19 protein-coding genes are annotated in these 25,349 nt (G+C 70.0%); 6 read left to right on the plus strand and 13 right to left on the minus strand.

The features are described 5' to 3' along the window. Window positions 1–2,439 (minus strand): Rne/Rng family ribonuclease, encoded by a 2,439-nt coding sequence (locus ABEA46_RS05540; RefSeq protein WP_345543372.1) that lies wholly within the window; start codon window positions 2,437–2,439, stop codon window positions 1–3. A gap of 316 nt (window positions 2,440–2,755) precedes the next feature. On the opposite strand from ABEA46_RS05540, the gene ABEA46_RS05545 reads away from it, so the two are divergent. Continuing rightward, on the plus strand, window positions 2,756–3,364 hold the full coding sequence (locus ABEA46_RS05545) for a vitamin K epoxide reductase family protein (protein ID WP_345543373.1): 609 nt from the start codon (window positions 2,756–2,758) through the stop codon (window positions 3,362–3,364). A gap of 70 nt (window positions 3,365–3,434) precedes the next feature. On the opposite strand, the gene ndk is transcribed toward ABEA46_RS05545, so the two are convergent. From ndk to ileS, 4 genes are read right to left on the minus strand one after another with little or no spacing between them, the layout of a single operon-like run. After that, a complete protein-coding gene (gene ndk / locus ABEA46_RS05550; protein WP_345543374.1) occupies window positions 3,435–3,848 on the minus strand; it encodes a nucleoside-diphosphate kinase in 414 nt (137 codons plus the stop codon). A gap of 59 nt (window positions 3,849–3,907) precedes the next feature. Next, on the minus strand, window positions 3,908–4,330 hold the full coding sequence (locus ABEA46_RS05555) for a DUF4233 domain-containing protein (RefSeq protein WP_345543375.1): 423 nt from the start codon (window positions 4,328–4,330) through the stop codon (window positions 3,908–3,910). Further along, entirely contained in the window at window positions 4,327–5,685 is a 1,359-nt protein-coding gene (locus tag ABEA46_RS05560; RefSeq protein ID WP_345543376.1) for a bifunctional folylpolyglutamate synthase/dihydrofolate synthase, read from the minus strand. The genes ABEA46_RS05555 and ABEA46_RS05560 overlap by 4 nt, the downstream gene beginning before the upstream one ends. After that, entirely contained in the window at window positions 5,682–9,047 is a 3,366-nt protein-coding gene (ileS, locus tag ABEA46_RS05565) for an isoleucine--tRNA ligase (protein ID WP_345543377.1), read from the minus strand. The genes ABEA46_RS05560 and ileS overlap by 4 nt, the downstream gene beginning before the upstream one ends. Window positions 9,048–9,379: 332 nt before the next feature. On the opposite strand from ileS, the gene ABEA46_RS05570 reads away from it, so the two are divergent. From ABEA46_RS05570 to ABEA46_RS05585, 4 genes are all read left to right on the plus strand, one after another. After that, a complete protein-coding gene (locus tag ABEA46_RS05570) occupies window positions 9,380–10,870 on the plus strand; it encodes a GH1 family beta-glucosidase (RefSeq protein WP_345543378.1) in 1,491 nt (496 codons plus the stop codon). Between the two features lie 62 nt (window positions 10,871–10,932). After that, window positions 10,933–12,270, plus strand: a complete 1,338-nt coding sequence (locus ABEA46_RS05575) for an MFS transporter (RefSeq protein WP_345543380.1) — start codon at window positions 10,933–10,935, stop codon at window positions 12,268–12,270. A 142-nt stretch (window positions 12,271–12,412) separates the two neighbouring features. Beyond that, window positions 12,413–14,992, plus strand: a complete 2,580-nt coding sequence (valS, locus tag ABEA46_RS05580) for a valine--tRNA ligase (RefSeq protein WP_345543381.1) — start codon at window positions 12,413–12,415, stop codon at window positions 14,990–14,992. Between the two features lies 1 nt (window position 14,993). After that, window positions 14,994–15,233, plus strand: a complete 240-nt coding sequence (locus ABEA46_RS05585) for a hypothetical protein (protein WP_345543382.1) — start codon at window positions 14,994–14,996, stop codon at window positions 15,231–15,233. Between the two features lie 54 nt (window positions 15,234–15,287). Here the strand turns inward: ABEA46_RS05585 and ABEA46_RS05590 are convergent, their stop codons facing one another. Genes ABEA46_RS05590 through ABEA46_RS05600 form a run of 3 tightly spaced genes read right to left on the minus strand, consistent with a single transcriptional unit; the run spans window position 15,288 to window position 17,513 of the window. Beyond that, window positions 15,288–16,655, minus strand: a complete 1,368-nt coding sequence (locus ABEA46_RS05590; RefSeq protein ID WP_345543383.1) for an MFS transporter — start codon at window positions 16,653–16,655, stop codon at window positions 15,288–15,290. Beyond that, window positions 16,652–16,882 (minus strand): hypothetical protein, encoded by a 231-nt coding sequence (locus tag ABEA46_RS05595; RefSeq protein WP_345543384.1) that lies wholly within the window; start codon window positions 16,880–16,882, stop codon window positions 16,652–16,654. Before ABEA46_RS05595 ends, ABEA46_RS05590 begins: the two co-directional genes overlap by 4 nt. 10 nt (window positions 16,883–16,892) lie before the next feature. Further along, entirely contained in the window at window positions 16,893–17,513 is a 621-nt protein-coding gene (locus tag ABEA46_RS05600) for a winged helix-turn-helix domain-containing protein (protein ID WP_345543385.1), read from the minus strand. A 108-nt stretch (window positions 17,514–17,621) separates the two neighbouring features. Here ABEA46_RS05600 and ABEA46_RS05605 point away from each other — a divergent pair, with 108 nt between their 5' ends. After that, complete coding sequence (locus ABEA46_RS05605) at window positions 17,622–19,670, plus strand: M3 family metallopeptidase (protein ID WP_345543386.1); 2,049 nt, start codon at window positions 17,622–17,624, stop codon at window positions 19,668–19,670. A gap of 72 nt (window positions 19,671–19,742) precedes the next feature. Here the strand turns inward: ABEA46_RS05605 and ABEA46_RS05610 are convergent, their stop codons facing one another. The 5 genes from ABEA46_RS05610 to clpX form a co-directional block, all read right to left on the minus strand. Then, a complete protein-coding gene (locus tag ABEA46_RS05610; protein ID WP_345543387.1) occupies window positions 19,743–20,804 on the minus strand; it encodes an alpha/beta fold hydrolase in 1,062 nt (353 codons plus the stop codon). Between the two features lie 4 nt (window positions 20,805–20,808). Further along, window positions 20,809–21,597, minus strand: a complete 789-nt coding sequence (locus tag ABEA46_RS05615) for a hypothetical protein (RefSeq protein ID WP_345543388.1) — start codon at window positions 21,595–21,597, stop codon at window positions 20,809–20,811. Window positions 21,598–21,769: 172 nt separating this feature from the next. After that, on the minus strand, window positions 21,770–22,888 hold the full coding sequence (locus tag ABEA46_RS05620; protein WP_345543389.1) for an epoxide hydrolase family protein: 1,119 nt from the start codon (window positions 22,886–22,888) through the stop codon (window positions 21,770–21,772). A gap of 32 nt (window positions 22,889–22,920) precedes the next feature. Continuing rightward, window positions 22,921–23,895 (minus strand): serine hydrolase domain-containing protein, encoded by a 975-nt coding sequence (locus ABEA46_RS05625; protein WP_345543390.1) that lies wholly within the window; start codon window positions 23,893–23,895, stop codon window positions 22,921–22,923. Window positions 23,896–23,926: 31 nt separating this feature from the next. Then, window positions 23,927–25,195 carry an ATP-dependent Clp protease ATP-binding subunit ClpX gene (gene clpX, locus ABEA46_RS05630; protein WP_345543391.1) on the minus strand — a complete coding sequence of 423 codons (1,269 nt, stop codon included), beginning with the start codon at window positions 25,193–25,195 and terminating at the stop codon, window positions 23,927–23,929. Window positions 25,196–25,349 lie beyond the last annotated feature (154 nt).

Below are 25,349 nucleotides of genomic sequence, written 5' to 3' on the forward strand. Positions count from 1 at the left end.
TCAGTCCTCGGTGGGCGTGTGCGGCACCGGCGTGCCGGTGAGCGCCGCCGTCGTCACCCGGCGACGCGAGCGTCCTTGACCGGGCGCCTTCGGCTCAGGAAGGGCGTTGAGCACCGAGTCCAGGAGCATGTCCTTCTCGGTCTTCGGCTCCTTCTTGGCCACAGGCTGCTTCGCCCTCGACTCCGAGCGCTTCTTGCGCTTCTTGGGCCGTTCCACCGGAGCCTCCTCCACCACGGGGGCGGCCGCGCCGGCCTCGTCGGTGTGGTGGATCGTGGATGCCGCGATCTGGGCGAGTGCGGACTTCATGCCCTCGGTGATGACGTGCGTGCCCGTCGAGCCGTTCGATGCCGGTGGGGTGCTGCTTGCGCCGCCGCTGCTGCCACCGCGCGGGCGACGCCCGCCGCTCGAGGGCTGGGCGCCGGCACCCGGTGCGCGGTGCTTGACCACCGGGTCGTGGTGGACGATGAGCCCGCGGCCCGCGCAGACCTCGCACGGCTCGCTGAAGGTCTCGAGCAGGCCGAGGCCGAGCTTCTTGCGCGTCATCTGGACGAGGCCCAGCGACGTCACCTCGGCGACCTGGTGCTTCGTGCGGTCGCGGCTCAGGCACTCGACGAGGCGGCGCAGCACGAGGTCGCGGTTGGACTCAAGGACCATGTCGATGAAGTCGACGACGATGATGCCGCCGATGTCACGCAGGCGCAGCTGCCGGACGATCTCCTCCGCGGCCTCGAGGTTGTTCTTGGTGACTGTCTCTTCGAGGTTGCCGCCCGAGCCGACGAACTTGCCGGTGTTGACGTCGACGACAGTCATGGCCTCGGTGCGGTCGATGACCAGCGAGCCGCCCGAGGGCAGCCACACCTTGCGGTCCAGCGCCTTCTCGATCTGCTCCGTGACGCGGAACTCGTCGAACGGGTCGTGGTCGCCCTCGAAGCGCTCGACGCGCTCCAGCAGGTCGGGCGCGACGGACTCGAGGTACTTCGAGATCGTGTGGTGCGCGTCCTCGCCCTGGATGAGCATCTTCGAGAAGTCCTCGTTGAAGACGTCGCGGACGATCTTGACGAGCAGGTCCGGCTCGGAGTGCAGCAGCGCGGGCGCCTGGATCGTCTCGATCTGCTTCGAGATGTGCTCCCACTGATTGGTGAGGCGCTGCACGTCGCGGGTCAGCTGGTCCTCGGTGGCGCCCTCGGCGGCGGTGCGCACGATCACGCCCGACGACTCGGGGAGCACCTCCTTGAGGATCTTCTTCAGGCGCGCGCGCTCGGTGTCGGGGAGCTTGCGCGAGATGCCGTTCATGTTGCCGCCGGGCACGTACACGAGGTAGCGGCCGGGGAGCGAGATCTGGCTGGTCAGGCGCGCGCCCTTGTGACCCACCGGGTCCTTCGTGACCTGCACGAGCACGCGGTCGCCGGTCTTGAGCGCGAGCTCGATGCGGCGCGGCTGGTTGCCCGTCTCGACGGCATCCCAGTCCACCTCGCCCGAGTACAGCACGGCGTTGCGGCCGCGGCCGATGTCGACGAAGGCCGCCTCCATGCTGGGCAGCACGTTCTGCACGCGGCCGAGGTACACGTTGCCGATCAGCGACGCGTCCTGGTTGCGCGCGACGTAGTGCTCGACGAGCACGTTGTCTTCGAGCACGGCGATCTGGATGCGGCCGTTGCGCGAGCGCACGATCATGTCGCGGTCGACGGCCTCGCGGCGCGCGAGGAACTCGGCCTCGGTGACGACGGCGCGGCGGCGGCCCGCCTCGCGGCCGTCGCGGCGGCGCTGCTTCTTGGCTTCGAGGCGGGTGGAGCCCTTGATGCGCTGCGGCTCGGTGATGAGCTCGACCGCGCGCTGGCGCGGCTGCGACGGCTCGGACGGGGTGGATGCCTCGTCCCGCCCCTCTCCTCCGCGACGGCGGTTGCGGCGACGGGAAGTGCTCGACGTGGCGGCCTCGGGCTCGGGCTGCGGCTCGCGGCCCGGGCGAGCCGGAAGGAGCGCGATCGCCGGGGCGTAGAAGTGGAGGTCGGTCGACACGGCCGACACGAAGACCTCGGGCAGCAGTCCCAGGCTCACGGCCGTGGTGGGGCCGACGGGCTCTTCCGGGGTCTCGGGCTCCGCAACGGAAGCCTCAGGGGCCGTCTCGGTCTCGGGCTCGGCGGCAGCGTCGGTCTCGGCTGCCTCCGGCTCGACCGCGTCCTCGGTCTCAGACTCGACGGTCTCGGACTCAGCGGTGGCAGTGGCTTCCGCGTCCTCGGTCGTCTCCCCCGCGTCGCCGTCGGCCTCGGCCGGAGCCGCGTCGTCGGGTGCGGCATCCACCGCGACCTCCTCAGGAGCAGACTCGGCGACGGTCTCGTCGACCGGCGCCGCCTCGGCGGAAGCCTGCGACGCGGCGTCCGCGTCTAGCGGAGCGTCCGCATCGGTCTGAGGGGTGAATTCTGCATCGGTTCCATCAGCCATCACTGGCGTACTCCTAGCGGGACGACACCGCGCGTCGCCCGGCGAAATCTCGTGCGGCGCCGCCCATGCCCTCTGGCGGGGCGGTGCCGCGAACTCACTCGGTCTGCAGCGGAGGTCCGGCGCTAGGCGGATGCTCGCGCTGCCAAGGGCATTCGTCGCCCTGAAGTCTTCTGGTGATGCTCGTCGCGGCGCGGCCGCTCGTCATCGAGGCCTATTATCGCACTTCCCCCGGCAGAATGCCCATTCGCGCCGCGCCGCGGGTTTCACACGGCGTCCGGCGAAGCATCCGCCAAGGCGTCGATGCCATAATCCGAGCATGGTGACTATCCCCGCCGAGCGCCCGGAGGCGCGGACGCCCTACGCTCTGGCCGTCGTGCTGATCGTCGGCGGGCTGCTGGGCCTGCTGGCGTCGTTCGCGCTGACGATGGACGACATCAACCTGCTGAAGAATCCCGACGCCGCGCTCAGCTGCAACGTCAACGCGGTGGTCAACTGCGGCAAGAACATCGACTCCTGGCAGGGCAGCGTCTTCGGGTTCCCCAACCCGATCCTCGGGCTCATGACCTTCCCGGCGCCCGTGGTCGTCGGTTTCGCGCTCATCGCCCGGGCGCGCTTCGCCGCCTGGTTCTGGTGGATCTTCAACGCCGGCATGCTGTTCGCCGTCTCGTTCGTGTTCTGGCTCGCGTTCCAGAGCATCTTCGACATCGGCACGCTGTGCCCGTGGTGCTCGCTGGTCTACGTCGTGACGATCCCGATGTTCGTCATGGTCACGGTGCGGAACCTGCGCGCGGGGCTCGCGGGCGACGCGCTGCGCCGCTTCGGCGACGCGATCGCGGGCTGGGTGCCCCTCATCGTGATCGCCGGCTACGTGATCATCTTCGGTGCGGCGCAGCTGCAGCTGAACATCCTCGCGACCCTGTTCTGACACACTCCACCGCCGATACGCAGGACGCGGGCGTACTCATCCGAGTGCGCCCGCGTCCTCCGTTCCCGGGTCAGAACCAGATGTCGAGCTCGCGTGCGGCCGACTCGGGGCTGTCGGAGCCGTGCACCAGGTTCTGCTGGACCTTCAGACCCCAGTCGCGGCCGAAGTCGCCGCGGATCGTGCCGGGCGCGGCCGTCGTGGGGTCGGTCGTGCCCGCGAGCGAGCGGAAGCCCTCGATCACGCGGTTGCCCGCCAGGCGGATCGCGACCGACGGGCCTGACATCATGAACTCGAGGAGCGGCTCGTAGAACGGCTTGCCCTCGTGCTCGGCGTAGTGGCGCTCCAGCGTTTCACGGTCGGGCTCGACGAGACGGATGTCGACGAGGGCATATCCCTTCGCCTCGATGCGGGCGAGGATCGCGCCGGTGAGGCCGCGTGCGACACCGTCGGGCTTGACGAGGACGAGGGTCTCTTCGGTGGCCATGGGAGTCTCCGTTCGGATCGGACTTCTTCTGGGGAGGGCGGCTGCTCGGGCGGGCTGCGCTACTCCGGCTGATTGGCCGCGAGTCGGGCGTTGCGCCTGTCGAGAGCGGCACCCTTGATGGTGGCATACCCGTACATGACGCCGAAAATGACCGCCACGATCGCGAGTGCGGGCACCAGGAATGCTCCGAGCAGCACCACGACCTGCAGCGCCCAGCCGAGGATGATCCCCCACCGATACCGCGTCACGCGCGTCGTCGCGATCATCAGCAGCGCGACGACCGTGCCCGCGACGATCCCCCACCACGGCGGGATGCTCGCCGGCAGCGCCTTCAGGCCGTAGACGACGAGCCCGCCGAGGAACGCGACGATCGACTCGAAGCCCAGCACGATGGTCGCCAGCGACTCCTCGGCGCCGCGTGCGCGGCGCAGCCTCTGCGGTGGCACGGCCTCCGGCGCACCGGTCGGCTCGGACGCGCTCACGCGCTCCACCCGGCCTTCCAGTCCTCGGCGGCCGACAGCGCGAGCGCTTCGCCGGCGAGGACGACCGACCCCGCGATGACGACGGCGCGTCGATCGGATGCCGCGGCCCACGTGCGAGCGGCCTCCGCGGCGTCGGCGAGATCGCGGTGCACCGAGACGCGCAGGTCGTGCGCCTCGGCGAGGTCCGCGATCGCGTCGGCGTCCTCGGCACGCTCGGAGTCCGGCGCCGTGGCGAACACCTGGGCCGCCACCGGTGCGAGGGCGTCGACGATGCCGGCGGCGTCCTTGTCGGACAGCACGCCCAGCACGATCCCCCACTCGTCGAAGTCGAACGACTCGCGCAGCGCGGTCACCAGCGCTCGGGCGCCGTGGGGGTTGTGCGCGGCGTCGACGAGCACCGTCGGCGACGCGCCGACCAGCTGCAGGCGACCCGGCGACGTCACGCCGCCCAGTCCTTCGGCCAGGATGTCGCCGGCGATCGGCTGCAGGCCGCCGCCGACGAGGGACTCGACCGCGGCGATCGCGAGGGCGGCGTTGAAGCCCTGGTGCGCGCCGTACAGCGGCAGGTACTCGTCCTGATACGTGCCCGCGAGACCACGCACGGTGAGCTGCTGACCGCCGACGGCCAGACGCTGCTCGGCGAGCGCGAACTCGGCACCCTCGAACGCGATCGTCGCACCGCGGGCCTCCGCCGCCGCGCGCAGCACGCGCTCGGCCGCGGCATCCTGCCGGGCCGAGACGACCGCGGCGCCGTCCTTGATGATGCCCGCCTTGACGGTGGCGATCGCGCCGATCGTCTCGCCCAGACGGTCGGCGTGGTCGACATCGATCGGTGCGAACACCGCCACGTCGCCGTCCGCGGTGTTCGTGGAGTCCCACGCGCCGCCCATGCCGACCTCGAGCACCAGGACGTCGATCGGCGCGTCGGCGAACGCCACGAAGGCGAGCACCGTCAACAGCTCGAAGAAGGTCAGTGGCGCGTCGCCGGCGGCCTCGAGCTCGGCATCCACGATCCCCACGAAGGGGACGATCTCATCCCACGCGTCGGCGATCGCGGCGTCGTCGATGGGCTCGCCGTCGACCGTGATGCGCTCGGTGAAACGCTCGAGGTGAGGACTCGTGAACAGGCCGGTGCGCAGGCCGTGCGCGCGCACGAGGCTCTCGATCATCCGGCTGGTGGAGGTCTTGCCGTTGGTGCCGGTCACGTGCACCACGCGGTACGTCCGCTGCGGGTCGTCGAGAAGCTCCAGCACCCGCCGCGTGCGCTCCACGCGCGGCTGCACCCAGCGCTCGCCCTGCCGGTGCAGCAGCGCCTCGTAGACGGCGTCGGCACGCCGACGGTCGCGATCGCTCATTCCGAGGCCTCCGCCTTCGACACTGCCACCGTGAACTCGCCGCGGTTGGCGTACGTCCCCGCCGGGAACGTGACCTGATGGTCGTGACTGTCGACCAGTGCATCCGGCGCGACGAGCACGGCGTGTTCGACCGCGAGCGTCTCGCCGGCGACGTCGGCGGCCTCGAACGCGGACTGCACCGCGTCGCCGTCCGCGGCGTCGTCGAACACGAGCGTCAGCCGGATCCGGTCGCTGACGTCGAAGCCGGCGGCCTTGCGCGTGTCCTGGACGGCGCGGATGACGTCGCGCGCGAGGCCCTCGGCCTCCAGCTCCGGGGTCGTGGTGGTGTCGAGCAGGACGAACCCGCCGTCGGCCAGCAGCGCGATCGCGGTGCCCTCGTCGACGCCGCCCGCTTCGAGGGTGAGCTCGTACTCGCCCTCCTGCAGGGCGACGCCGTCGACGACCACGACGCCGTCGCGCTCCTCCCACACGCCCGACTTCGCGCCGGCGATGACGTGCTGCACCTGCTTGCCGAGACGAGGCCCGGCAGCACGCGCGTTGACGCTCAGACGCTTGCTGATGCCGTAGCGAGCCGACAGGTCGTCGACGAGCACGAGCATCTCGACAGACTTCACGTTGAGCTCGTCACGGAGGATGCCGTCGAACTGCGCCAGGCCGGCGGCGTCCGGGACGGCGACAGTGAGCCGCGGCAGCGGGAGCCGGACGCGACGCCCCTCCTTCTTGCGCAGCGCGTTCGCGACGCTCGATACCTCGCGGACAGTGTCCATCGCCGTGCGGATGTCGGCGGCCTCGGGGAACCGCGCGGCGTCGGGCCAGTCCTGCAGGTGGACGCTGCGGCCGCCGGTGAGGCCGCGCCAGACCTTCTCGGCCACGAGCGGGATCAGCGGCGCGGCGACGCGCGTGAGCGTCTCGAGCACCGTGTACAGCGTGTCGAAGGCCTCACGGCTGCGAGGGTCGTCCGACACGCCCACCCAGAACCTGTCGCGCGAGCGGCGGATGTACCAGTTCGTGAGCACCTCGGCGAAGTCGCGGAGCTTGGCCGCGGCCAGCGTCGAGTCGAGCACGTCGAGGTCGGCGGCGACGTCGCGCACGAGATCGCCCGCCAGCGCCAGGATGTACCTGTCGAGCGGGTCGGTCGAGTCCGTGCGCCACGAGGCCTGATAGCCCTCGCCGCCGGCGCCGCCGGCCGCGTTGGCATAGGTGGCGAAGAAGTACCACGCATTCCACAGCGGCAGCAGGAACTCCCGCACGCCGGCCCGGATGCCCTCTTCGGTGACGATCAGGTTGCCGCCGCGCAGCACCGAGCTCGACATGAGGAACCAGCGCATCGCGTCGGAGCCGTCGCGGTCGAAGACCTCGCTGACGTCCGGATAGTTGCGCAGCGACTTCGACATCTTGAGCCCGTCGGAGCCGAGCACGATGCCGTGCGCCGACACCGCGGTGAACGCCGGACGGTCGAACAGCGCCGTCGACAGGACGTGCATGAGGTAGAACCAGCCGCGCGTCTGACCGATGTACTCGACGATGAAGTCCGCCGGCGAGTGCGAGTCGAACCACTCGCGATTCTCGAACGGGTAGTGCACCTGTGCGTAAGGCATCGAGCCCGAGTCGAACCACACGTCGAAGACGTCCTCGATGCGTCGCATCGTCGACCGGCCGGTGGGGTCGTCGGGGTTCGGCCGCGTCAGGTCGTCGATGAACGGCCGGTGCAGGTCCACCTCGGCCTCGGCGTTGCGCGGCAGACGGCCGAAGTCGCGCTCGAGCTCCTCCAGCGATCCGTACACGTCGATGCGCGGGTGCTCGGGGTCGTCGCTCTTCCACACCGGGATGGGCGAGCCCCAGTAGCGGTTGCGGCTGACCGACCAGTCGCGCGCGCCCTCGAGCCACTTGCCGAACTGGCCGTGCTTGACGTTCTCGGGCACCCACGTGATCTGCTCGTTGCCCGCGAGCATGCGGTCCTTGATGTCGGTGACGCGCACGAACCAGCTCGACACCGCGCGGTAGATGAGGGGGTTCCGGCAGCGCCAGCAATGCGGGTACGAGTGCTCGTAGCTCGCCTCGCGCAGGAGCCGCCCCTCCTGCTTCAGCATGCGGATCAGCGGACGGTTGGCGTCCATCCACAGCTCGCCGGCGACATCCGTCACCTGCGGCAGGAAGCGCCCGCCGTCGTCGAGGCTCATGATGAGCGGGATGCCGGCGGCCTCGGTCACCCGCTGGTCGTCCTCACCGAAGGCCGGGGCCTGGTGCACGATGCCGGTGCCGTCGCCGGTGGTGACGTAGTCGTCCACGAGGATGCGCCACGCGCTGCCGGTGTTCCAGATCGAGGCGTCGGCGTAGTAGTCGAACAGGCGGTCGTAGGTGACGTCCTCCAGCTCGGCGCCGAGCACCGTCTGGTCGACGGCCTCGCGGGCGGCCTCGGCGGAGTCGTACCCGAGGTCCTTGGCGTAGCCGGCGAGGAGCTCCTCGGCGAGGAGATAGCGATGCGCCGTGGCGCCTTCGGGGTCGTCACCCGCGGGCACATCGGCGGCGCCGTTCGGACCACCGGGCACGACGACGTACCGGATGTCGGGGCCGACGGCGAGCGCGAGGTTCGTCGGGAGGGTCCAGGGCGTCGTCGTCCACGCGAGTGCGCGCACGCCGGTGAGCCCGAGCGCCTCGGCCTTGACGCCGACCAGCGGGAACGTGATCGTGACCGACGGATCCTGACGCATCTTGTAGACGTCGTCGTCCATGCGCAGCTCGTGCGCCGACAGCGGCGTCTCGTCGCGCCAGCAGTACGGGAGCACGCGGTGCCCCTCATACGCGAGGCCCTTGTCGTAGATCGTCTTGAACGCCCACAGCACGGACTCCATGTAGGTGAGGTCCAGCGTCTTGTAGCCGCGGTCGAAGTCGACCCAGCGCGCCTGGCGGGTGACGTAGTCCTCCCACTCGCGCGTGTACGCGAGGACGGACTCCCGCGACTTGGCGTTGAACGTGGCGATGCCCATCGCCTCGATCTCGCTCTTCTCGGTGATGCCGAGCTGCTTCATTGCCTCGAGCTCGGCCGGGAGGCCATGGGTGTCCCAGCCGAACACGCGGTCGACCTTCTTGCCCCGCATGGTCTGGAATCGCGGGAAGAGGTCCTTGGCGTACCCGGTCAGCAGGTGGCCGTAGTGCGGCAGGCCGTTGGCGAACGGCGGGCCGTCGTAGAAGACCCACTCCTCGGCGCCGTCGCGCTGCGCGATGGAGGCCTGGAAGGTCTGGTCGGCCTCCCAGAACGCGAGCGTCTCCTGCTCGATCTCGGGGAAGCGCGGGCTGGGGACGACGGGATCTGGCGCCGCGTCGGCGGCAGGGCCGAAGGCGGAGGGGCGGGGGTAGGTCATCATCTCTCGCAGGTGCTCGCTCGTGTGCTTCCTGCCGGGACGATCGGTCTGGATGTGGATCCAGGCCTACCGCGGTACCACCCTGCATTGACGGATGCCGGTGGCCCGGCATCCGTCCCCTCTCACTGCGGCTGTGACGGGCCTGACCCGTTCGGTTCTAGTGACGGTGCCCACCTGATGACAGCGCGCGCCGCGTTCTTCCGAAGACTCCCCGGTGATGGCCGGATCGATGTCGTTGGGCTTGATTCTACCCGGCGCCGTTGCGCTATGCTGTGCTGCGCATGGGAGCGCTCCCATGCGCAGCCCGCAGATCCCAGCACACGAAGGCGAAGATGCCCACTCCCCTGCGCCGCGACGGCGATCTCACCCGCCGCACCTTCCTCCTCGCAGCCGGCGGTGTCGGCGTGACAGCGGCCCTCGCCGCCTGCACCCCTCAGGGCGCATCACCCGCGCCTGCCACGTCCGCCACACCCGCGGCGTGGACGCCGCCCGCCGAGCCGATGGCGTTCCCGCAGGGCTACACCTGGGGAGCGTCGACGAGCGCGTTCCAGATCGAAGGCGCGCTCGCCGCCGACGGACGCGGCGCCTCGGTGTGGGACACGTTCGCTGCGCTGCCCGGCAAGATCGCCGACGACTCCACCGGCGATCCCGCGGCCGACCAGTACCACCGGTACGTCGAGGATGTCGCCCTGATGAGCTCGCTCGGCCTCGGCGCCTACCGCTTCTCGATCTCGTGGTCGCGCGTCCTGCCGACGGGTGCCGGCGAGATCAACCAGGCCGGCCTCGACTACTACCGGCGCCTCGTCGACGAGCTCGTCGGCGCCGGCATCCGCCCCACCATCACGCTGTTCCACTGGGACCTGCCGCAGGCGCTCCAGGACGTCGGCGGCTGGAGCTCGCGCGACACCGCTGCGCGCTTCGCGGACTACGCCGCCGTCTGCTTCGAGGCCCTCGGCGACGCCGGCGCGGACTGGCTGACGCTCAACGAGCCGAAGACGCACGCGTTCGTCGGCCACTGGTACGGCGTGCACGCGCCAGGGCTGCGCGATCCCGACGCGGCGGCGGCGGCCGTGCACCACCAGCTGCTCGCACACGGCCTCGCCGTCCAGCGCTTCCGTGAGAGCAGTACGCCCGGCCGGATCGGCGCCGCGCTCAACCTGATCCCCGTGATCCCCACCGACCCGGACTATCCCGAGGCTGCGACCTTCACGGACGCCCGCGAGAACCGCCTGTTCCTCGATCCGATCCTCAAGGGCTCGTACCCCGACGATGCGATCGGCGACCAGGCCGGGCAGCTGCCGGCCGACCCCGCCGAGTTCCTCGCCCTGCAGCAGCCGGGCGACCTCGATCTGATCTCGTCGCCCTGCGACCTGCTGGCGATCCAGTACTACGGGGTGACCGGGATCGACAGCATCGGCAACACCGTCGAGATCGCGCCGACGTCGGCCGCGACCTGGCAGCAGATCGACCCGCAGGGCCTGTACGACCTGCTGACGCGGCTGAAGGACGAGTACCCCGCGATCCCGCTCATCCTCACCGAGAACGGCATCCCCGATGCGACCGCCGACATCACGGTGGACGACCCCGACCGCATCGAGTTCCTGCGCTCGCACTTCCAGCAGGCGGCGCGGGCGATCGGCGACGGGGTGCCGCTCGAAGGCCACTACGTCTGGTCGCTGCTCGACAACTTCGAATGGGCCGAGGGCTACACGCAGCGCTGGGGCATCGTCGCCGTCGACTTCGACACGCAGGAGCGCACACCGAAGAAGAGCGCCGGATTCTTCGCCGACGTGATCGCCGCCGGCGCGGTGTCGAGGGACTGACGCGCGGCGGGAATGCCCGCCCGCCGCGTGGGGTTTCTGGACTCGTGCCAAGATTGACGTCCGTGACCGCAGCCGCACCCGAAGCCGCCATCGCTCCCGAGAGCTCGCCCACCCGCCGCGTCGCGTGGGCCTCGATGGTCGGCACGTCCCTCGAATCCTTCGACTTCTACCTGTACGCGTACTTCTCGGCGTTCTTCGTCGGACCGCTCTTCTTCGACCCGCTGGGCGAGGTCGGGGCCACGAGCGTCGCGTTCCTCACGATCGCGCTCGCGTTCGTCGTCCGCCCGATCGGCGCACTGATCTTCGGCTACATGGGCGACCGCCTGGGCCGCCGCGCCACGCTCCTGTGGACGGTCGGGATCATGGGCGTCGCGACGGGCCTCATCGGCCTGCTGCCCACGTACGCGCAGGCCGGCTGGCTCGGTGCGGTGCTCCTGATCCTTCTGCGCACCGTGCAGGGCCTGTCGCTCGGCGGCGAATGGGGCGGATCGATCCTCATCGCGACCGAGAACTCCGGTCCCCTCAAGCGCGCGTTCTACGCGGCGGTGCCGCAGCTCGGCTCCCCGGTCGGCTCGATCCTCTCGGCCGTCGTGTTCATCGTGATGACCGCGGTGCTCCCGTCCGACCAGATGGCCGCGTGGGGCTGGCGCATCCCGTTCCTCCTGGCGGTGCCGCTGCTGCTGGTCTCGCTGTACCTGCGCTGGTCGATCACCGAGACGCCGGTGTTCACCGGACTCGTCGCCGAGGGCCGCCGCGACCGCGTGCCGTTCGTGACGATGTTCGCCAAGCGCCCCGGAGCCATGGCGATCGCCGTCGGCGCGGCGCTGCTGGGCATCGGCTCGTACTCGCTGATGAACACGTACACCGTCAACTACGGCGTCACCGAGCTCGGCTTCAGCTTCCAGGACCTGCTGGTGGCGACCACGATCGGCGGCCTGCTGCAGCTCGTGACGATCCCGCTGTTCGGCGCGTGGGCGAACCGCATCGGCTCGGCCCGCGTCGTGCTGTGGGGCGCCCTCGGCACGCTCGTCATCACGTTCCCGATGTACTTCCTGCTGCAGTTCGCGACCTTCCCGATCCTGGTGGCGACCATGATCGTCGGCGGCACCCTGCCGACGATGGCGTGGGCGGCGCTGGGCGGGCTCATGAACGACCTGTTCCCCGACCACTTCCGCTATTCGGCGCTGTCGTTCGCCTACGCCCTCGCCGCGACGATCAGCGGGTTCGTGCCGTACCTCACTCTCCAGCTCGGTTCTGCGACCGAGTTCGCGTGGTGGCACCCCGGCGTGATCCTCGCGATCATGTCCGTCATCACCCTCGTGTCGGCGTGGCTCGCCGCTCGCCGGCCGGTCGAGCCCGAGCTCGAGACGGCTCCCGAGACGGCGACCGTCGCCGCCTGACGACGAAGACGAGTGGATGCCGGCGGCCGCGAGGCCGCCGGCATCCACTCGTCCGGGTGTATCGCTCGCCCCGGTAGACTCGAGCGGCATCCCACACTCAGGCACGCTCACACAGTGCCGCACATATCGATCGAGGAGATCCATGTCCGACGCGCATATTCCGGAGAAGCCCGCACTGGAGGGCCTCGAGACGAAGTGGGATGAAGCGTGGAGGGCACAGGGAACGTACCTGTTCGACCGCCTCCGCGCCGCCGAGGCCGGCCGTGACGGCGTGTACTCGGTCGACACTCCCCCGCCCACCGCATCCGGATCGCTGCACATCGGGCACGTGTTCAGCTACACCCACACCGACGTCAAGGTGCGGTTCGAGCGGATGAGCGGCAAGACCGTCTTCTACCCGATGGGCTGGGACGACAACGGCCTGCCCACCGAGCGCCGCGTGCAGAACTACTACGGCGTCCGGTGCGACCCGTCGCTGCCTTACACCGCCGAGTTCGTCCCGCCGTTCCAGGGCGATGCCAAGAGCCTCAAGCCCGCCGATCAGGTGCCGATCAGCCGCCGCAACTTCATCGAGCTCTGCGAGGCGCTCACCCTCGAAGACGAGAAGCACTTCGAGGACCTGTTCCGCCAGCTCGGACTGTCCGTGGACTGGACGCAGACGTACCGCACGATCTCCGACGACACGATCCGCACCAGTCAGCGCGCGTTCCTGCGCAACATCGAGCGCGGTGAGGCGTACCAGTCGCTCGCGCCCACGCTGTGGGACATCGACTTCCGGTCCGCGATCGCCCAGGCCGAGCTCGAGGACCGGGAGCAGCAGGCCTCGTTCCACAAGGTCGCCTTCCACAAGACCGACGGCTCGGGCGATATCGTCATCGAGACGACCCGTCCCGAGCTCCTCGCCGCGTGCGTCGCACTCGTGGCGAACCCTGACGACGAGCGCTACCAGCCGTACTTCGGCTCGACCGTGCGCACCCCCGTCTTCGACGTGGAGGTCCCGGTGCTCGCCCACCACCTGGCGCAGCAGGACAAGGGCACCGGCATCGCGATGATCTGCACCTTCGGCGATGTCACCGACATCGTCTGGTGGCGCGAGCTCGACCTCCCCAACCGCACCATCCTCGGCATGGACGGGCGCATCCTCGCCGACGTGCCCGAGGCGATCGTGGCGGAGGCCGGCAAGGCGGCCTACGCGGAACTCGCGGGCAAGACCGTGTTCAGTGCCAAGAAGCGCATGGTCGAGCTCCTCGAAGAGTCGGGCGAGCTGCTGGAGGTGTCGAAGCCGTTCAGCCACCCGGTGAAGTTCTACGAGAAGGGCGACCGTCCGCTCGAGATCGTCTCCACCCGCCAGTGGTACATCCGCAACGGCGCTCGCGACGGGGCCCTGCGCGACAAGCTCCTCGAGCTCGGCAAGGGCATGGACTGGCACCCCGACTTCATGCGCGTGCGCTACGAGAACTGGGTGGGCGGGCTCACCGGCGACTGGCTGGTCTCGCGTCAGCGCTTCTTCGGCGTGCCGATCCCGGTCTGGTACGGCCTGGACGAGAACGGCGAGCGGGACTACCAGCGCGTACTCACGCCCGATCTCGCGAACCTGCCCGTGGACCCGACGACCGATGTGCCTCCGGGCTTCACCGAGGCGCAGCGCGGGGTTCCCGGCGGCTTCGAGGGCGAGAAGGACATCTTCGACACGTGGGCGACCTCGTCGCTGACGCCGCAGCTGGCGGGCGGCTGGGAGCGCGATCCGGAGCTGTGGAACCTCGTCGCGCCGTTCGACGTGCGCCCGCAGGGCCAAGACATCATCCGCACGTGGCTGTTCTCGACCATGCTGCGCAGCGCCCTGGAGGACGACCGCGCGCCGTGGACGGATGCCGCCATCTCCGGCTTCATCGTCGACCCCGACCGCAAGAAGATGTCGAAGTCGAAGGGCAACGTGGTCACGCCCGCCGACATCCTCTCGCAGCACGGCTCGGACGCGGTGCGGTACTGGGCGGCCTCCAGCCGTCTGGGCACCGACGCAGCGTTCGACCCGCAGAACCCGACGCAGATCAAGATCGGCCGTCGCCTCGCGATCAAGGTGCTCAATGCCGCCAAGTTCGTGCTGTCGTTCCCGGTCCCCGAGGGCGCCGAGGTCACGCACGCGCTCGACGCGTCGATGCTCGCGAGCCTGCATGGCGTGGTCCGCGAGGCCACCAAGGCGTACGAGAACTACGACCACGCACGCGCCCTCGAGCTGACCGAATCGTTCTTCTGGACGTTCTGCGACGACTACCTCGAGCTGGTCAAAGAGCGCGCGTACAACCAGACCGATGCGGGTCAGGCCTCGGCCGCGCTCGCGCTGCGTCTGGCGCTGTCGGCGCTCCTGCGCCTGCTCGCGCCGGTGCTGTCCTTCGCGACGGAAGAGGCGTGGTCGTGGTTCAACGACGGATCGGTGCACACCGCCGGGTGGCCGGTCGCTCCCGACGAGGAGTGGGGCGACCCCGCCGTCCTCTCCGTCGTGGGCGAAGCGCTCATCGGCGTGCGCCGCGCGAAGACCGAGGCCAAGGTGTCGCAGAAGGCGCAGGTGGCGCGTGCGGTCATCGCCGGGCCGGCGGCATCCCTCGCCGTGCTCAAGCTCGCCGAAGGCGACCTGCAGGCCGTCGGCCGCATCGCCGAGATCGAGTACGCGGATGCCGACACGCTGGCCGTGACGGCGATCGAGCTGGCGCCGCAGGAGGACTGACATGCAGCTCGGAACCCGCTGGACCGCCGGCGAGCAGCCGCCGGCCGCTGTCCCCGCCGAGCTGCACGCACAGCTCGCCGCCGTGGAGCAGGACCTGCCGCCGGGCACGCCCGCGCCGCGGTGGACGCTGACATGGCTCGAGGGCCGACCGGTCGCCGAGCTCGACACCGGCGTGATCGTGACGATCGATCGCGCTGGCGCCGTCGTGGTGCGCCACGACGACGAGGACGAGTTCGCCTGACCCGGCCAGTCGACGAAGGCCCACGAACCGCGGTCCGTGGGCCTTCGTCGTCTGTCACTCCGCGGGTGCGGCTCCGGCCTCGGCCCCTGCCTGACGCGTGCCGACGATCAGCAGGCGCAGCGCGACGGTCGTCGCGATCGCGACCACGATGCCCGAGATCACGAACGGCAGCTGCAGGCTGACCCTCGAGACGAGGCCGCCGAGCAGCGTCGCGATCGGGAAGATTCCCCACGTCAGCATGCGGGTGATGCCCAGCACGCGACCGAAGAGGTGCGGTGGGATGATCTGCTGGCGCAGCGCGCCCCACGGCACGTTCCACGTCGACACCGCGAACGCCATGAGGGCGTAGGCCGCGATCGCGAGACCGACGTTCGGAGCGAGGCCCACCAGCACGGATGAGACCGCCACGATGGCGTTCGCGGCGACCATGACGACCCCGCGTCCGAACCGGGCGACCAGCCGTGAGGCCAGCAGCGACCCGACGAGCGCGCCGATGCCGATGCCCGCCGTCACGAAGCCGATCGCGACCGGGTCGACATCGTGCACGTCGAGGAAGAACAGCACGGTGACCGCCTGCGCGAACGACAGGCAGCAGCCGACGATCGAGGTGAAGAGCACCATCGACCGCAGGTAGGTGTGGTGCCACAGGAACCGGATCGCTTCGCGCGCCGATACCGACGACTGCGCCACCGGGGCCGGGACAGGCTCGGAGGTGGCCCCGGCGGGGGCGACGTCGGGGGCCGTCGGGTCGGGGACCTGCTCGGGCTCGGCGGTCGCGGGAGCGCGAAGCGGTCGGGCCGCGGAGAGCGGCAGCATGAGCGCCAGCACGATCGGGACGAGGTAGGCGGCGCCGTCCACCCACAGTGGGACGGCCAGCGCGATACCGAAGAGCACACCGCCGATGGGCGTGGCGATGAAGCTGTCGATCGTGATCTGCGCGGCCTGCATCCAGCCGTTCGCGCGGTCGAGCTGATCGCGGGTGACGACGCCGGGGATGACCGCGTTCGTCGCGTTGTCGAACAGCGTCTCGCCGAGCCCGAACACCAGCGTGCCCGCGAACAGCCACCAGATGGAGAGCGTGCCGGTCACCGTGAGCACGGCGAGCACGAGCGCGGCCGCGCTGCGGAACGTGTTCGCGATCGCCATCACGATGCGGCGGTCGAACCGGTCGACGATCATGCCGGCGGGCAGGCCGAACAGCAGCCACGGGAGGAAGGCGAGCGCGCCCAGCACCGAGATCATCAGAGGATCGTGGGTGAGCGTCGTCGCCACGAGCGGGACGGCGGTGCGCCCGATGCCGTCGGCCAGGTTGCTGAAGGCAGCGGCCGTCCAGAGTTTTCCGAAGTCGCGGCCGAGCGGGACCCTGCGCGCCCGCCCGGCCGACGACTCGGTCTGCGTCGCGATGTCGACGGAATCGCTCATCGCGGGAGCAGACCCATGGCGCCGCGCGCTTGGGCGGCGCCGCGGGTGCGGGCCGCGGCATCCTGAGCCGCGACAGCCTGCCGACGCGCGGTGCTGGCGCGGCGCTCGAGGCGCGCGCCGACGAAGGCGTCCAAAGTGGTCGCCGCGTGCAGCAGCGCGCGCTCGAACGTGGTCGTGCGAATGGGTGCGGCGGACGAGGCGAGGCGGTGGGCGGTGATAGTGGTCATGACGGCGCTCCTAGTCTTCGAGTTCCGGAAGCGGGAACAGGTCGGCCCGGATTGTGACGGGGCGGACGTTCTCGCCGGTCTGGGTGCGGTACTTCTCCACGGCGTCGTCGATCAGCGCCATGATGTTGCGGGAGAGTTCTGCGGACTGCTCGGGGGTGAGGCGGGCGGTGGCGGTGGAGATCATGCTCCCCTCCTGCCAGTCGTCCTCCTCTTCGGCGAGTCCGCGATCGATGAACTGCATGAGCTGCTCCTGGCGGAGCTTGAAGAACTCGCCCATGACGATCTGCGTCGCGGCCCGGCCGGAGGGGGTCTTGATGGCTTCGGCGTTCGCGAACGAGACGCCGCCCTTCGGTCGCTCCCACCAGCGCTCGCGTGCCGAGCCGCGACCTTCGACCTCGTGGATCAGGTCATGCTTCGCCAGGGCGCGCAGGTGGTAGCTGGTCGAGCCGGACGACTCCCCCAGTCGCTCGGCGAGCGAACTGGCGGTCTGCGGGCCGTACTGGCTCAGGATGTCGTAGATCTTGACGCGCAGCGGGTGGGCGAGCGCGCGCAGGGCGCCCGCGTCGAGGATGCGGTCGCCGCGTTCGTGCTCTGCTGCGGACCACGCGGTGCGGGGCGTCTCGTCTTCCATGCCTTGACTGTACAGAATGCAAAGACATCTTTGCAAGTACTTTTTTGCAATGAATGTTTTGCAAAGGTATCTCGGTGATCCGGGGTCCGCGGGAACTAGGCTGGCGTCGTGACCGACAACCCGCTTCTCTCCCCCAGCACCCTCCCCTACGGACTCCCCGACTACGACGCGATTCGCGCGGAGCACTACCTCCCGGCGTTCGAGCAGGCCTTCGCGGCGCACAAGGACGAGGTGTCGCGCATCACCGTCGTGCGCTCGATGCCCACGTTCGAGAACACGATGGTGCCGCTCGAGACCAGCGGTCGCCTGCTGGGCGATGTCGCACGCGCGTTCTACACGGTGTCGTCGGCCGACGCGACGGACGAGATCCAGGCGATCGAAGAGCAGCTGGCTCCGCTCATGTCGGCGCACCAGGACTCCATCCAGCTGGACTCCGCGCTGTTCTGGCGCATCAAGACGCTGCACGACCGGCTCGACGAGCTCGGCCTCGACGCCGAGCAGCGCTACCTCGTCGAGCGGCACTTCACCGAGATGTCGCACGCCGGCGCCGGGCTCGACGACGAGGCCAAGGCGCGGCTCACAGAGCTGAACCAGCGCCTGTCGACCCTCACCACTCAGTTCGAGAAGAACCTGCTGGCCGACACGAACGACCTCGCCGTCATCTTCGACGATCCTGCCGAGCTCGACGGGCTCAGCGAGGGCGAGGTGTCCGCTGCCGTCCAGGCCGCGGCGGATCGCGGCCTGGACGGCAAGTGGGTCGTCACGCTGACCCTGTTCACCGGGCACCCGTACCTGTCGAGCCTCACGGACCGGGCCTCGCGCGAGCGCCTGCTGGCGGCATCCCGTTCCCGCGGATCCCGCGGCAACGCGCACGACAACCGGGACACCCTGCGGGAGATCGTGCGCCTGCGCGCCGAGCGGGCCGCCCTGCTCGGCTACGACTCGCACGCCGCCTACATCACCTCGGACGAGACCGCCGGCTCCCCGGCCGCCGTCCACGACCTGCTGCGCGAGCTCGCCGTCCCCGCAGCCCGCAACGCCGTGCGGGAGCAGCAGAAGCTCCAGGCGATCGTCGACGCCGAGGCGGCGCCGTTCCCGATCGCGGCGCACGACTGGGCGTACTACACCGAGAAGGTGCGCGCGGCCGAGTACGACCTCGACCGCACGGCGCTGCGCCCGTGGTTCGAGGCCGAGCGCGTGCTGCAGGACGGCGTGTTCCGCGCCGCCACCGACCTGTACGGCATCACGTTCACCGAGCGGCACGACCTGCACGGGTACCACCCTGACAACCGCGTCTTCGAGGTGCACAACGCCGACGGGTCCGCGCTCGGGCTCTATGTGCTCGACCTGTACACGCGCGACACCAAGCGCGGCGGTGCGTGGATGAATTCGATCGTCCTGCAGTCGCGCCTGCGCGGCACCGCCCCGATCGTCGTCAACAACCTCAACGTTCCCAAGCCGGCGGCGGGGCGTCCGACACTGCTCAGCCTCGACGAGGTCACCACGCTGTTCCACGAGTTCGGGCACGCGCTCCACGGCCTGTTCGCGACCGTCACCTACCCGCACTTCGCCGGCACCAACGTGTTCCGCGACTTCGTCGAGTTCCCCAGCCAGGTCAACGAGATGTGGATCTACTGGCCCGAGATCCTCGCGTCCTACGCCCGCCACATCGACACCGACGAGCCGCTGCCGGCCGACGTCGTCGAGAAGCTGCACGCCTCCGAGGCGTTCAACCAGGGCTTCGCCACCAGTGAGTACCTCGCAGCCGCATGGCTCGACCAGGCATGGCACTCGCTGTCGTCGGCCGAGGCCGCAGAGGACGTCGACGTCGCGGCGTTCGAAGCGGCCGCGCTCACCGACATCGGGCTCGACAACCCGGCGGTGCCCACTCGGTACTCGTCGACGTACTTCGCGCACGTCTTCTCCGGCGGCTACAGCGCCGGCTACTACTCATACATCTGGAGCGAGGTGCTCGACGCCGACACCGTCGAGTGGTTCCGTGAGAACGGCGGTCTGCGCCGTGAGAACGGCGACCGCTTCCGCGACCGTCTGCTGGGCGTCGGCGGGTCGAAGGACCCGCTCGAGGCCTACCGCGACTTCCGGGGACGGGATGCCGTCATCCAGCCGCTGCTGGAGCGTCGAGGCCTCGCGGACTGAGATCGTGGTCGCGGGTTCCGCGCGGTGATCCCGTGGGGCCCGTGACCGCGTCGGCGGTCCGTCCAGGGCCGGTCACGTCAGGTTGACGGCCGCCCACGCGGCCGCGGCGGAACGCGTCGGCACTCCGAGCTTGCTGCGCACGTTGGCGACGTGACGGTGCACGGTGTGCGGACTCAGATACAGCTCGGCGGCGATCTCGGCGTCGGTCCTTCCCTGGGCCACCAGCAGCAGAACCTCCCGCTCGCGCTCCGACAGCGGCCCCGCGGGCGACGTGCCCGGCGCGTCCGTTGCGGCAGCCGGCTCGGTGAGAAGGCCGGGATCCACCCCGTCGAAGGTGAGGATCTGACGCACGATCTCCGCGCTGTCGCCATGCCACGGGTGATGGGCGGTGCCGTCGACGATCGCCAGCCGCGCCGGTGCCATTGCGTTCGCCGTCTCGACGCCGAGCGCGAGCGGGATCGCACGGTCGCCCCGCCGGTGCAGCACCAGCGTGGGGGCACGCACGGCCGCCGCCTCGGCGCGGGCGTCGAACGCGTACACGGCGGCGAGTGCTGCAGCCGCGCTTTCGGGCGAACCCACCGTCCGCTGGTGGCGGAGGTATGCGCGCTGCTCCTCGGGCGTCGCGTCGGGGAAGAAGATCTCAGACATGACGCGCGCACTCACACCCCAGCTGCGACGGACGACTTCCGTGAGTGCATCACGGTCGGCGGCGGAGGCGATCGCACTCCCGTCGAGGTACGCGCCGCAGAGGACGAGACGCTCGACGCGGTCGGGGTGACGGGCGGCGAACGCGACGGCGACAGGACAGCCCGACGAGCCCGCGAGCACCGTGACCCGCTCCGCGCCCGCGTCGTCCAGGACGGCGGTGAGGGCGTCGACGTGCGGGGTCAGCGTCGCGGGCGTCGCGCGTCTCGAGCGCGACAGGCCGCTCCCGATCGGGTCGGTCCTGATGACCCGGCGCCGGGCCGAGAGCGCTGCGAGGAACGAGCGGATAGGGGCGTACTCGAGGTCGCGTTCGAGGTGGCTCATCCACCATCCCCCGAGGATCAGGGGTGAGCCTGCGCCCGATTCGGACCAGGCGATGTCGTCCGATCCCGCACGCGCGTACCGCGTCGGCCCCACCGTGAACTCCACGACATCAGTATGAGACACGCGGTGCAGGACGCCGCCGGACGCGCAGAGCATGCAGGCGCTGGTGCCGCAGCGCTATCCAGGTGGCATCGGCTCGCGCGACGACGGCGCCGGCGGCGTCGACCATGGCCGCTGATGTCTCGTAGCGGCGGCCCTCGTGCGACCGGGTCCAGCTGAAGACGACGAGCTTCTCCCCCACGCGAGGCCGGCGCTCGACGTCCGCGGTCATCGTGCCGAGCAGGCACAGCTCACCGGAGCGGAGAGCCCGCGCCGGATAGCTCGTGCAGTCGATCGCGCCCCAGACCGCGGCGAAGTGTGCCAGACCGGCATTCGACACATCCGCCCCGACCACCCACGGCGCCGCGAGCATGTCGGGGCGGTCCGGCACGAAGCCCGGTGTGACATGCATGCCGTCGGGCCGATGCGGTCCGCAGACGAAGCAGTCCGACAACGGGTGGTGCACGCCGGCCAGCGGGTGCGCCGCACGCGCCAGCACCGCCTCGCGGTAGGACGGCGCGGCAGGCGGCGGCGCGTCGGTGAGCGTGCCCGCGTGCGCGGTCGCGATCGTCCGCGCGCCGTCGACGACGCGGATCCCGTCGCCGTCCGCCGCGACGACGTTCATCTCGCGGCCGAGGGGAACCGGCTTGTGGAGTCGCACGGTCACGACGTCGGCGTCGACGCTGCGCGAGACGGTCCCGGCGGCGAAGCCGCCGTTCGCCGAGCGACGGGGACCGTTCAGCCTCAGGTCGATGGTGAGCGTGCCGATGACGGCACTCGGGTGAAGGTCGGTAGACATGACCCGAGTCAAGTCCGGCACCCTTCCCCGCCTCATCGCCGAGAGGGGCCATCCGGATGGCCCGGATCAGCCAGATCGGAGGGCGATCCTCGTCAGCCCGTCCAGGCCCAGCGCCTCGGCATGCTGCGGTCGGCGAACCGGTGTCGCTCGTGGTCCGGACGCGCGGTCGCGCTCACAGCAGGTCAATGTCGCGGGCGAACGCGCGCACGCGCTCGGCCATGGCCTCCGGCACCTCTGCGACGGTGAAGTGCCCGCCCTCGTCCAGCCGCTCGAATGTCCGAAGGTCGAGGTAGAAGCGCCGCGCGAGCGACTCCGGGTAGTCCCACTCGTGCCGCTGGATGTGGACGGATGCCGGCACCTCGACGGGCGGCATCTCGTCGGGCTGGTCCGCCCCCTCGTAGTACGGGCGGAACGACGTGCCGATGCTCTGGGTCGTCCAGTAGATCATCGCCTCGGTGAGGATCCGCTCGCGTGAGATGCGGCGTTCGACCGCCCGCGGATCGCCTTCGGGTGTGTCGCTCCACTCGACCAGCTTCTCGGCCAGCCATGCCAGAAGCCCCGCGGGCGAATCGTTGAGGCTCGCGGCCAGGGTGTCGGGCCGGGTGGCCTGGACATGCCCGTAGGCGCCGTTCGCCCCGCCCCAATCGTCGAGGCGGGCGAAGAACGCGACCTCGTCGGATGCCGTCAAGAGGGGCCGCTCGGCCCGCGACGGGAAATGCGAATGCGTCGCGATGACGCCGGCCACCGATTCGGGGTAGCTGCCCGCGATGAGGTCGTTGACGTTGGCCGACACGTCCTCGCCGTATGTGAGGTACCGGCGGTACCCGAGCACGTCCGTCATGAGGGCGTGCATCGTCGCCGCGAGCCGCTTCTCGGTGATCGACCCCCGCTCGTAGGCGGTGGAGAAGCCGAATCCCGGAAAGCTCGGCACGACGACGTGGAAGTCCGCGAGCAGGTCTGCGAAGTCGAGCTGCAGGGCGAACGTGTGAGGCCAGCCGTGCATGACGAGGAGCGCGGGGGCATCGGGGCGCGCGGATCTCAGGTGGGCGAAGTGCAAGGTGGTGTCGTCGATGTCGACGAGGAACTGCGGATGCCGGTTCAGCCACGCTTCGCGCGCACGCCAGTCCCATGAACGCCAGCCCGCGACGAGCTCGCCGAGATAGTCCGACGACATGCCGGCGGGCGGCCGACGGGGCGAGTCCGGCAGGGGGCGGAACCGGTCGAGACGCTCGCGCAGGTCGGCGAGTTCCGTGTCGGAGACGGCGATCGAGAACGACTGCGGAGTGGACATGCGCCGAAGCTACGCCGGGCCTCCGACATCCCTCAGCGCTGTCGTGGCCCGGTCTGCGCCATGAGCGCGGCGACCCGTGCGAACATCGGAACCTCGATGTTGGCCAGGCCCGTGACCGTCGTCCCGGTGCGCGGGTCGTGGCGACTGACGGCGGTGACGCCGTGGTCACCGCCCGACAGGATCAGATCCCCGTCGCCGAGCCAGATCCCGCGTCCGTACCCCATGCCGTCGCCGGTGTCGGGCGTGACCGGCTCCGTCGCGACGGCGACGAGCTCCGCCGGCAGCAACCGTCCTCCGGTGAGGGCGAGCCAGAACCGGTGCAGGTCGGCCGCCGTCGAATGAGCCCCGCCGTCGCCCGTGCCGACCACGGGCAGCTCGAACACGTTGGTCCGGCCGTCGTCCTTGTACCCTGTCGCCGTCGACGGCGGAAGCGCATCGGAACGGGGGAAGGTGGATGCCGTCATCCCGGCCGGGACGAAGACCCGCTTCGCCACCAGCTCGGCGAAGGGTGTGCCGGACACGCGCTCGGCGATGACCGCGAGCACCACGAATGCGCCGTTGCAGTACGAGAAGCGCTCCCCCGCGCGGAACTTCGTCGGGAAGCCATCCAGCACGGCGAGGTAGGCGGGCGTCGAATCGAGCTGCTGGACCGGGACCGTCATCGGTGCGAGCGCGTCGACCTCTTCGTCGAGGTAGTCGCCGATGCCCGAGCGGTGGGTCATCAGATGGTCGACGGTGACGTCGTCGGCGATGAGCGGCAGATCGTCGCCGAGGATCTCGCGGGCCGTCGTCTCGAGCGACAGCGCCCCGTCGGCCACGAGCGAGAGCACGGTGAGCGCCGTGAACGTCTTGGTTCCGCTGGCCAGACCGAATCGTGTCTCAGGAGTGTTCGGGACGCCCCAGGTGCGATCGGCGAGGCCGACGGCCCACTCACCCCGTACGTCGCCGTCGCGGCGGACGCTCAGCACACCGCTGTAGTCGTCGAGGTCGGGCTTGAGGTCTGCCATGGCGGGAACTCCCGTGGCGGAGCGGGTGGGATCAGGCGCTCTTGCGCTTCTCGCGCAGCACCAGGGTCGGCGGAGCGCCTTCGTCGACGGAGGCGCGGGTGACGATCACCTTGTCGACGTCGTCGGTCGACGGGATCTCGAACATGATCGGGCCGAGTACGTCTTCGAGGATCGCCCGGAGTCCGCGCGCGCCCGTCTTGCGGGCGACGGCCAGATCGGCGATCGCCTCGAGCGCTTCGCGATCGAACTCGAGCGTCACGCCGTCGAGCTCGAACATCCGGTGGTACTGCTTGACGAGGGCGTTCTTGGGCTCCGTGAGGATCTCCATGAGAGCCTCACGGTCCAGCGGCGAGACCGATGCCACGACCGGCAGACGCCCGATGAACTCGGGGATCAGGCCGAACTTGTGCAGGTCTTCGGGCTGGACGTCGCCGAACAGATTGAGGTCTTCGTCCTTGCGGTGAAGCGAGGCGCCGAAGCCGACGCCGTGCTTGCCGACGCGCGACGAGATGATGTCTTCGAGCCCGGCGAAGGCACCGGCGACGATGAACAGGACGTTCGTCGTGTCGATCTGGATGAACTCCTGGTGCGGGTGCTTGCGCCCGCCCTGCGGCGGCACTGAGGCGACGGTGCCTTCGAGGATCTTCAGCAGCGCCTGCTGCACGCCCTCGCCCGACACATCGCGGGTGATCGAGGGGTTCTCGGCCTTGCGGGCGATCTTGTCGACCTCGTCGATGTAGATGATGCCGGTCTCGGCGCGCTTCGTGTCGAAGTCGGCGGCCTGCAGGAGCTTGAGGAGGATGTTCTCGACGTCTTCGCCGACATACCCCGCCTCGGTGAGCGCGGTCGCGTCGGCGACGGCGAACGGCACGTTGAGGCGCTTGGCCAGCGTCTGCGCGAGGTAGGTCTTGCCGCAGCCGGTCGGGCCGAGCAGCAGGATGTTGCTCTTGGCGATCTCGATCTCGTCGGCGCGCTGCTCGGCAGACTGGATCGTGCCGTGGGCGCGCACGCGCTTGTAGTGGTTGTACACGGCGACCGACAGTGCGCGCTTCGCGTCGGTCTGGCCGACCACGTACTCCTCGAGGAACGCGAAGATCTCACGCGGCTTGGGAAGATCGAAGTCGGCGACGACGCCAGACGAGGACTCGGCCATGCGCTCTTCGATGATCTCGTTGCACAGCTCGACGCACTCGTCGCAGATGTAGACGCCGGGGCCGGCGATCAGCTGCTGGACCTGCTTCTGACTCTTTCCGCAGAAGGAGCATTTGAACAGGTCGGCGCTCTCACCGATGCGTGCCATGAGGCTCCTCCTCGTCACGTCGGGGGGAAGCCCCCCAGCTGTTCTCCGAGCCTAATAGCTGACGCCGACATGCGGCGGCATTGCGACGCACGTTGTGGACGACCGGGGTTCGCGGTGAGCGGAACGGCGTCGGCGCGCAGCAGAACACCCCGCC

Origin of the sequence: Microbacterium jejuense, from assembly GCF_039544225.1 — a bacterium.
Taxonomy (GTDB): Bacteria; Actinomycetota; Actinomycetes; order Actinomycetales; family Microbacteriaceae; genus Microbacterium; species Microbacterium jejuense.

What these genes read in the sequence shown, in the direction of transcription:
- ABEA46_RS05595 (WP_345543384.1), bottom strand. Translation starts at nt 16,882, where the DNA reads ATGACCACTATCACCGCCCACCGCCTCGCCTCGTCCGCCGCACCCATT.
- ndk (WP_345543374.1), bottom strand. Translation starts at nt 3,848, where the DNA reads ATGGCCACCGAAGAGACCCTCGTCCTCGTCAAGCCCGACGGTGTCGCA.
- ileS (WP_345543377.1), bottom strand. Translation starts at nt 9,047, where the DNA reads ATGACCTACCCCCGCCCCTCCGCCTTCGGCCCTGCCGCCGACGCGGCG.
- ABEA46_RS05620 (WP_345543389.1), bottom strand. Translation starts at nt 22,888, where the DNA reads ATGTCCACTCCGCAGTCGTTCTCGATCGCCGTCTCCGACACGGAACTC.
- ABEA46_RS05570 (WP_345543378.1), top strand. Translation starts at nt 9,380, where the DNA reads ATGCCCACTCCCCTGCGCCGCGACGGCGATCTCACCCGCCGCACCTTC.
- ABEA46_RS05590 (WP_345543383.1), bottom strand. Translation starts at nt 16,655, where the DNA reads ATGAGCGATTCCGTCGACATCGCGACGCAGACCGAGTCGTCGGCCGGG.
- clpX (WP_345543391.1), bottom strand. Translation starts at nt 25,195, where the DNA reads ATGGCACGCATCGGTGAGAGCGCCGACCTGTTCAAATGCTCCTTCTGC.
- ABEA46_RS05615 (WP_345543388.1), bottom strand. Translation starts at nt 21,597, where the DNA reads ATGTCTACCGACCTTCACCCGAGTGCCGTCATCGGCACGCTCACCATC.
- ABEA46_RS05585 (WP_345543382.1), top strand. Translation starts at nt 14,994, where the DNA reads ATGCAGCTCGGAACCCGCTGGACCGCCGGCGAGCAGCCGCCGGCCGCT.
- ABEA46_RS05560 (WP_345543376.1), bottom strand. Translation starts at nt 5,685, where the DNA reads ATGAGCGATCGCGACCGTCGGCGTGCCGACGCCGTCTACGAGGCGCTG.
- ABEA46_RS05540 (WP_345543372.1), bottom strand. Translation starts at nt 2,439, where the DNA reads ATGGCTGATGGAACCGATGCAGAATTCACCCCTCAGACCGATGCGGAC.
- ABEA46_RS05600 (WP_345543385.1), bottom strand. Translation starts at nt 17,513, where the DNA reads ATGGAAGACGAGACGCCCCGCACCGCGTGGTCCGCAGCAGAGCACGAA.
- valS (WP_345543381.1), top strand. Translation starts at nt 12,413, where the DNA reads ATGTCCGACGCGCATATTCCGGAGAAGCCCGCACTGGAGGGCCTCGAG.
- ABEA46_RS05545 (WP_345543373.1), top strand. Translation starts at nt 2,756, where the DNA reads ATGGTGACTATCCCCGCCGAGCGCCCGGAGGCGCGGACGCCCTACGCT.
- ABEA46_RS05625 (WP_345543390.1), bottom strand. Translation starts at nt 23,895, where the DNA reads ATGGCAGACCTCAAGCCCGACCTCGACGACTACAGCGGTGTGCTGAGC.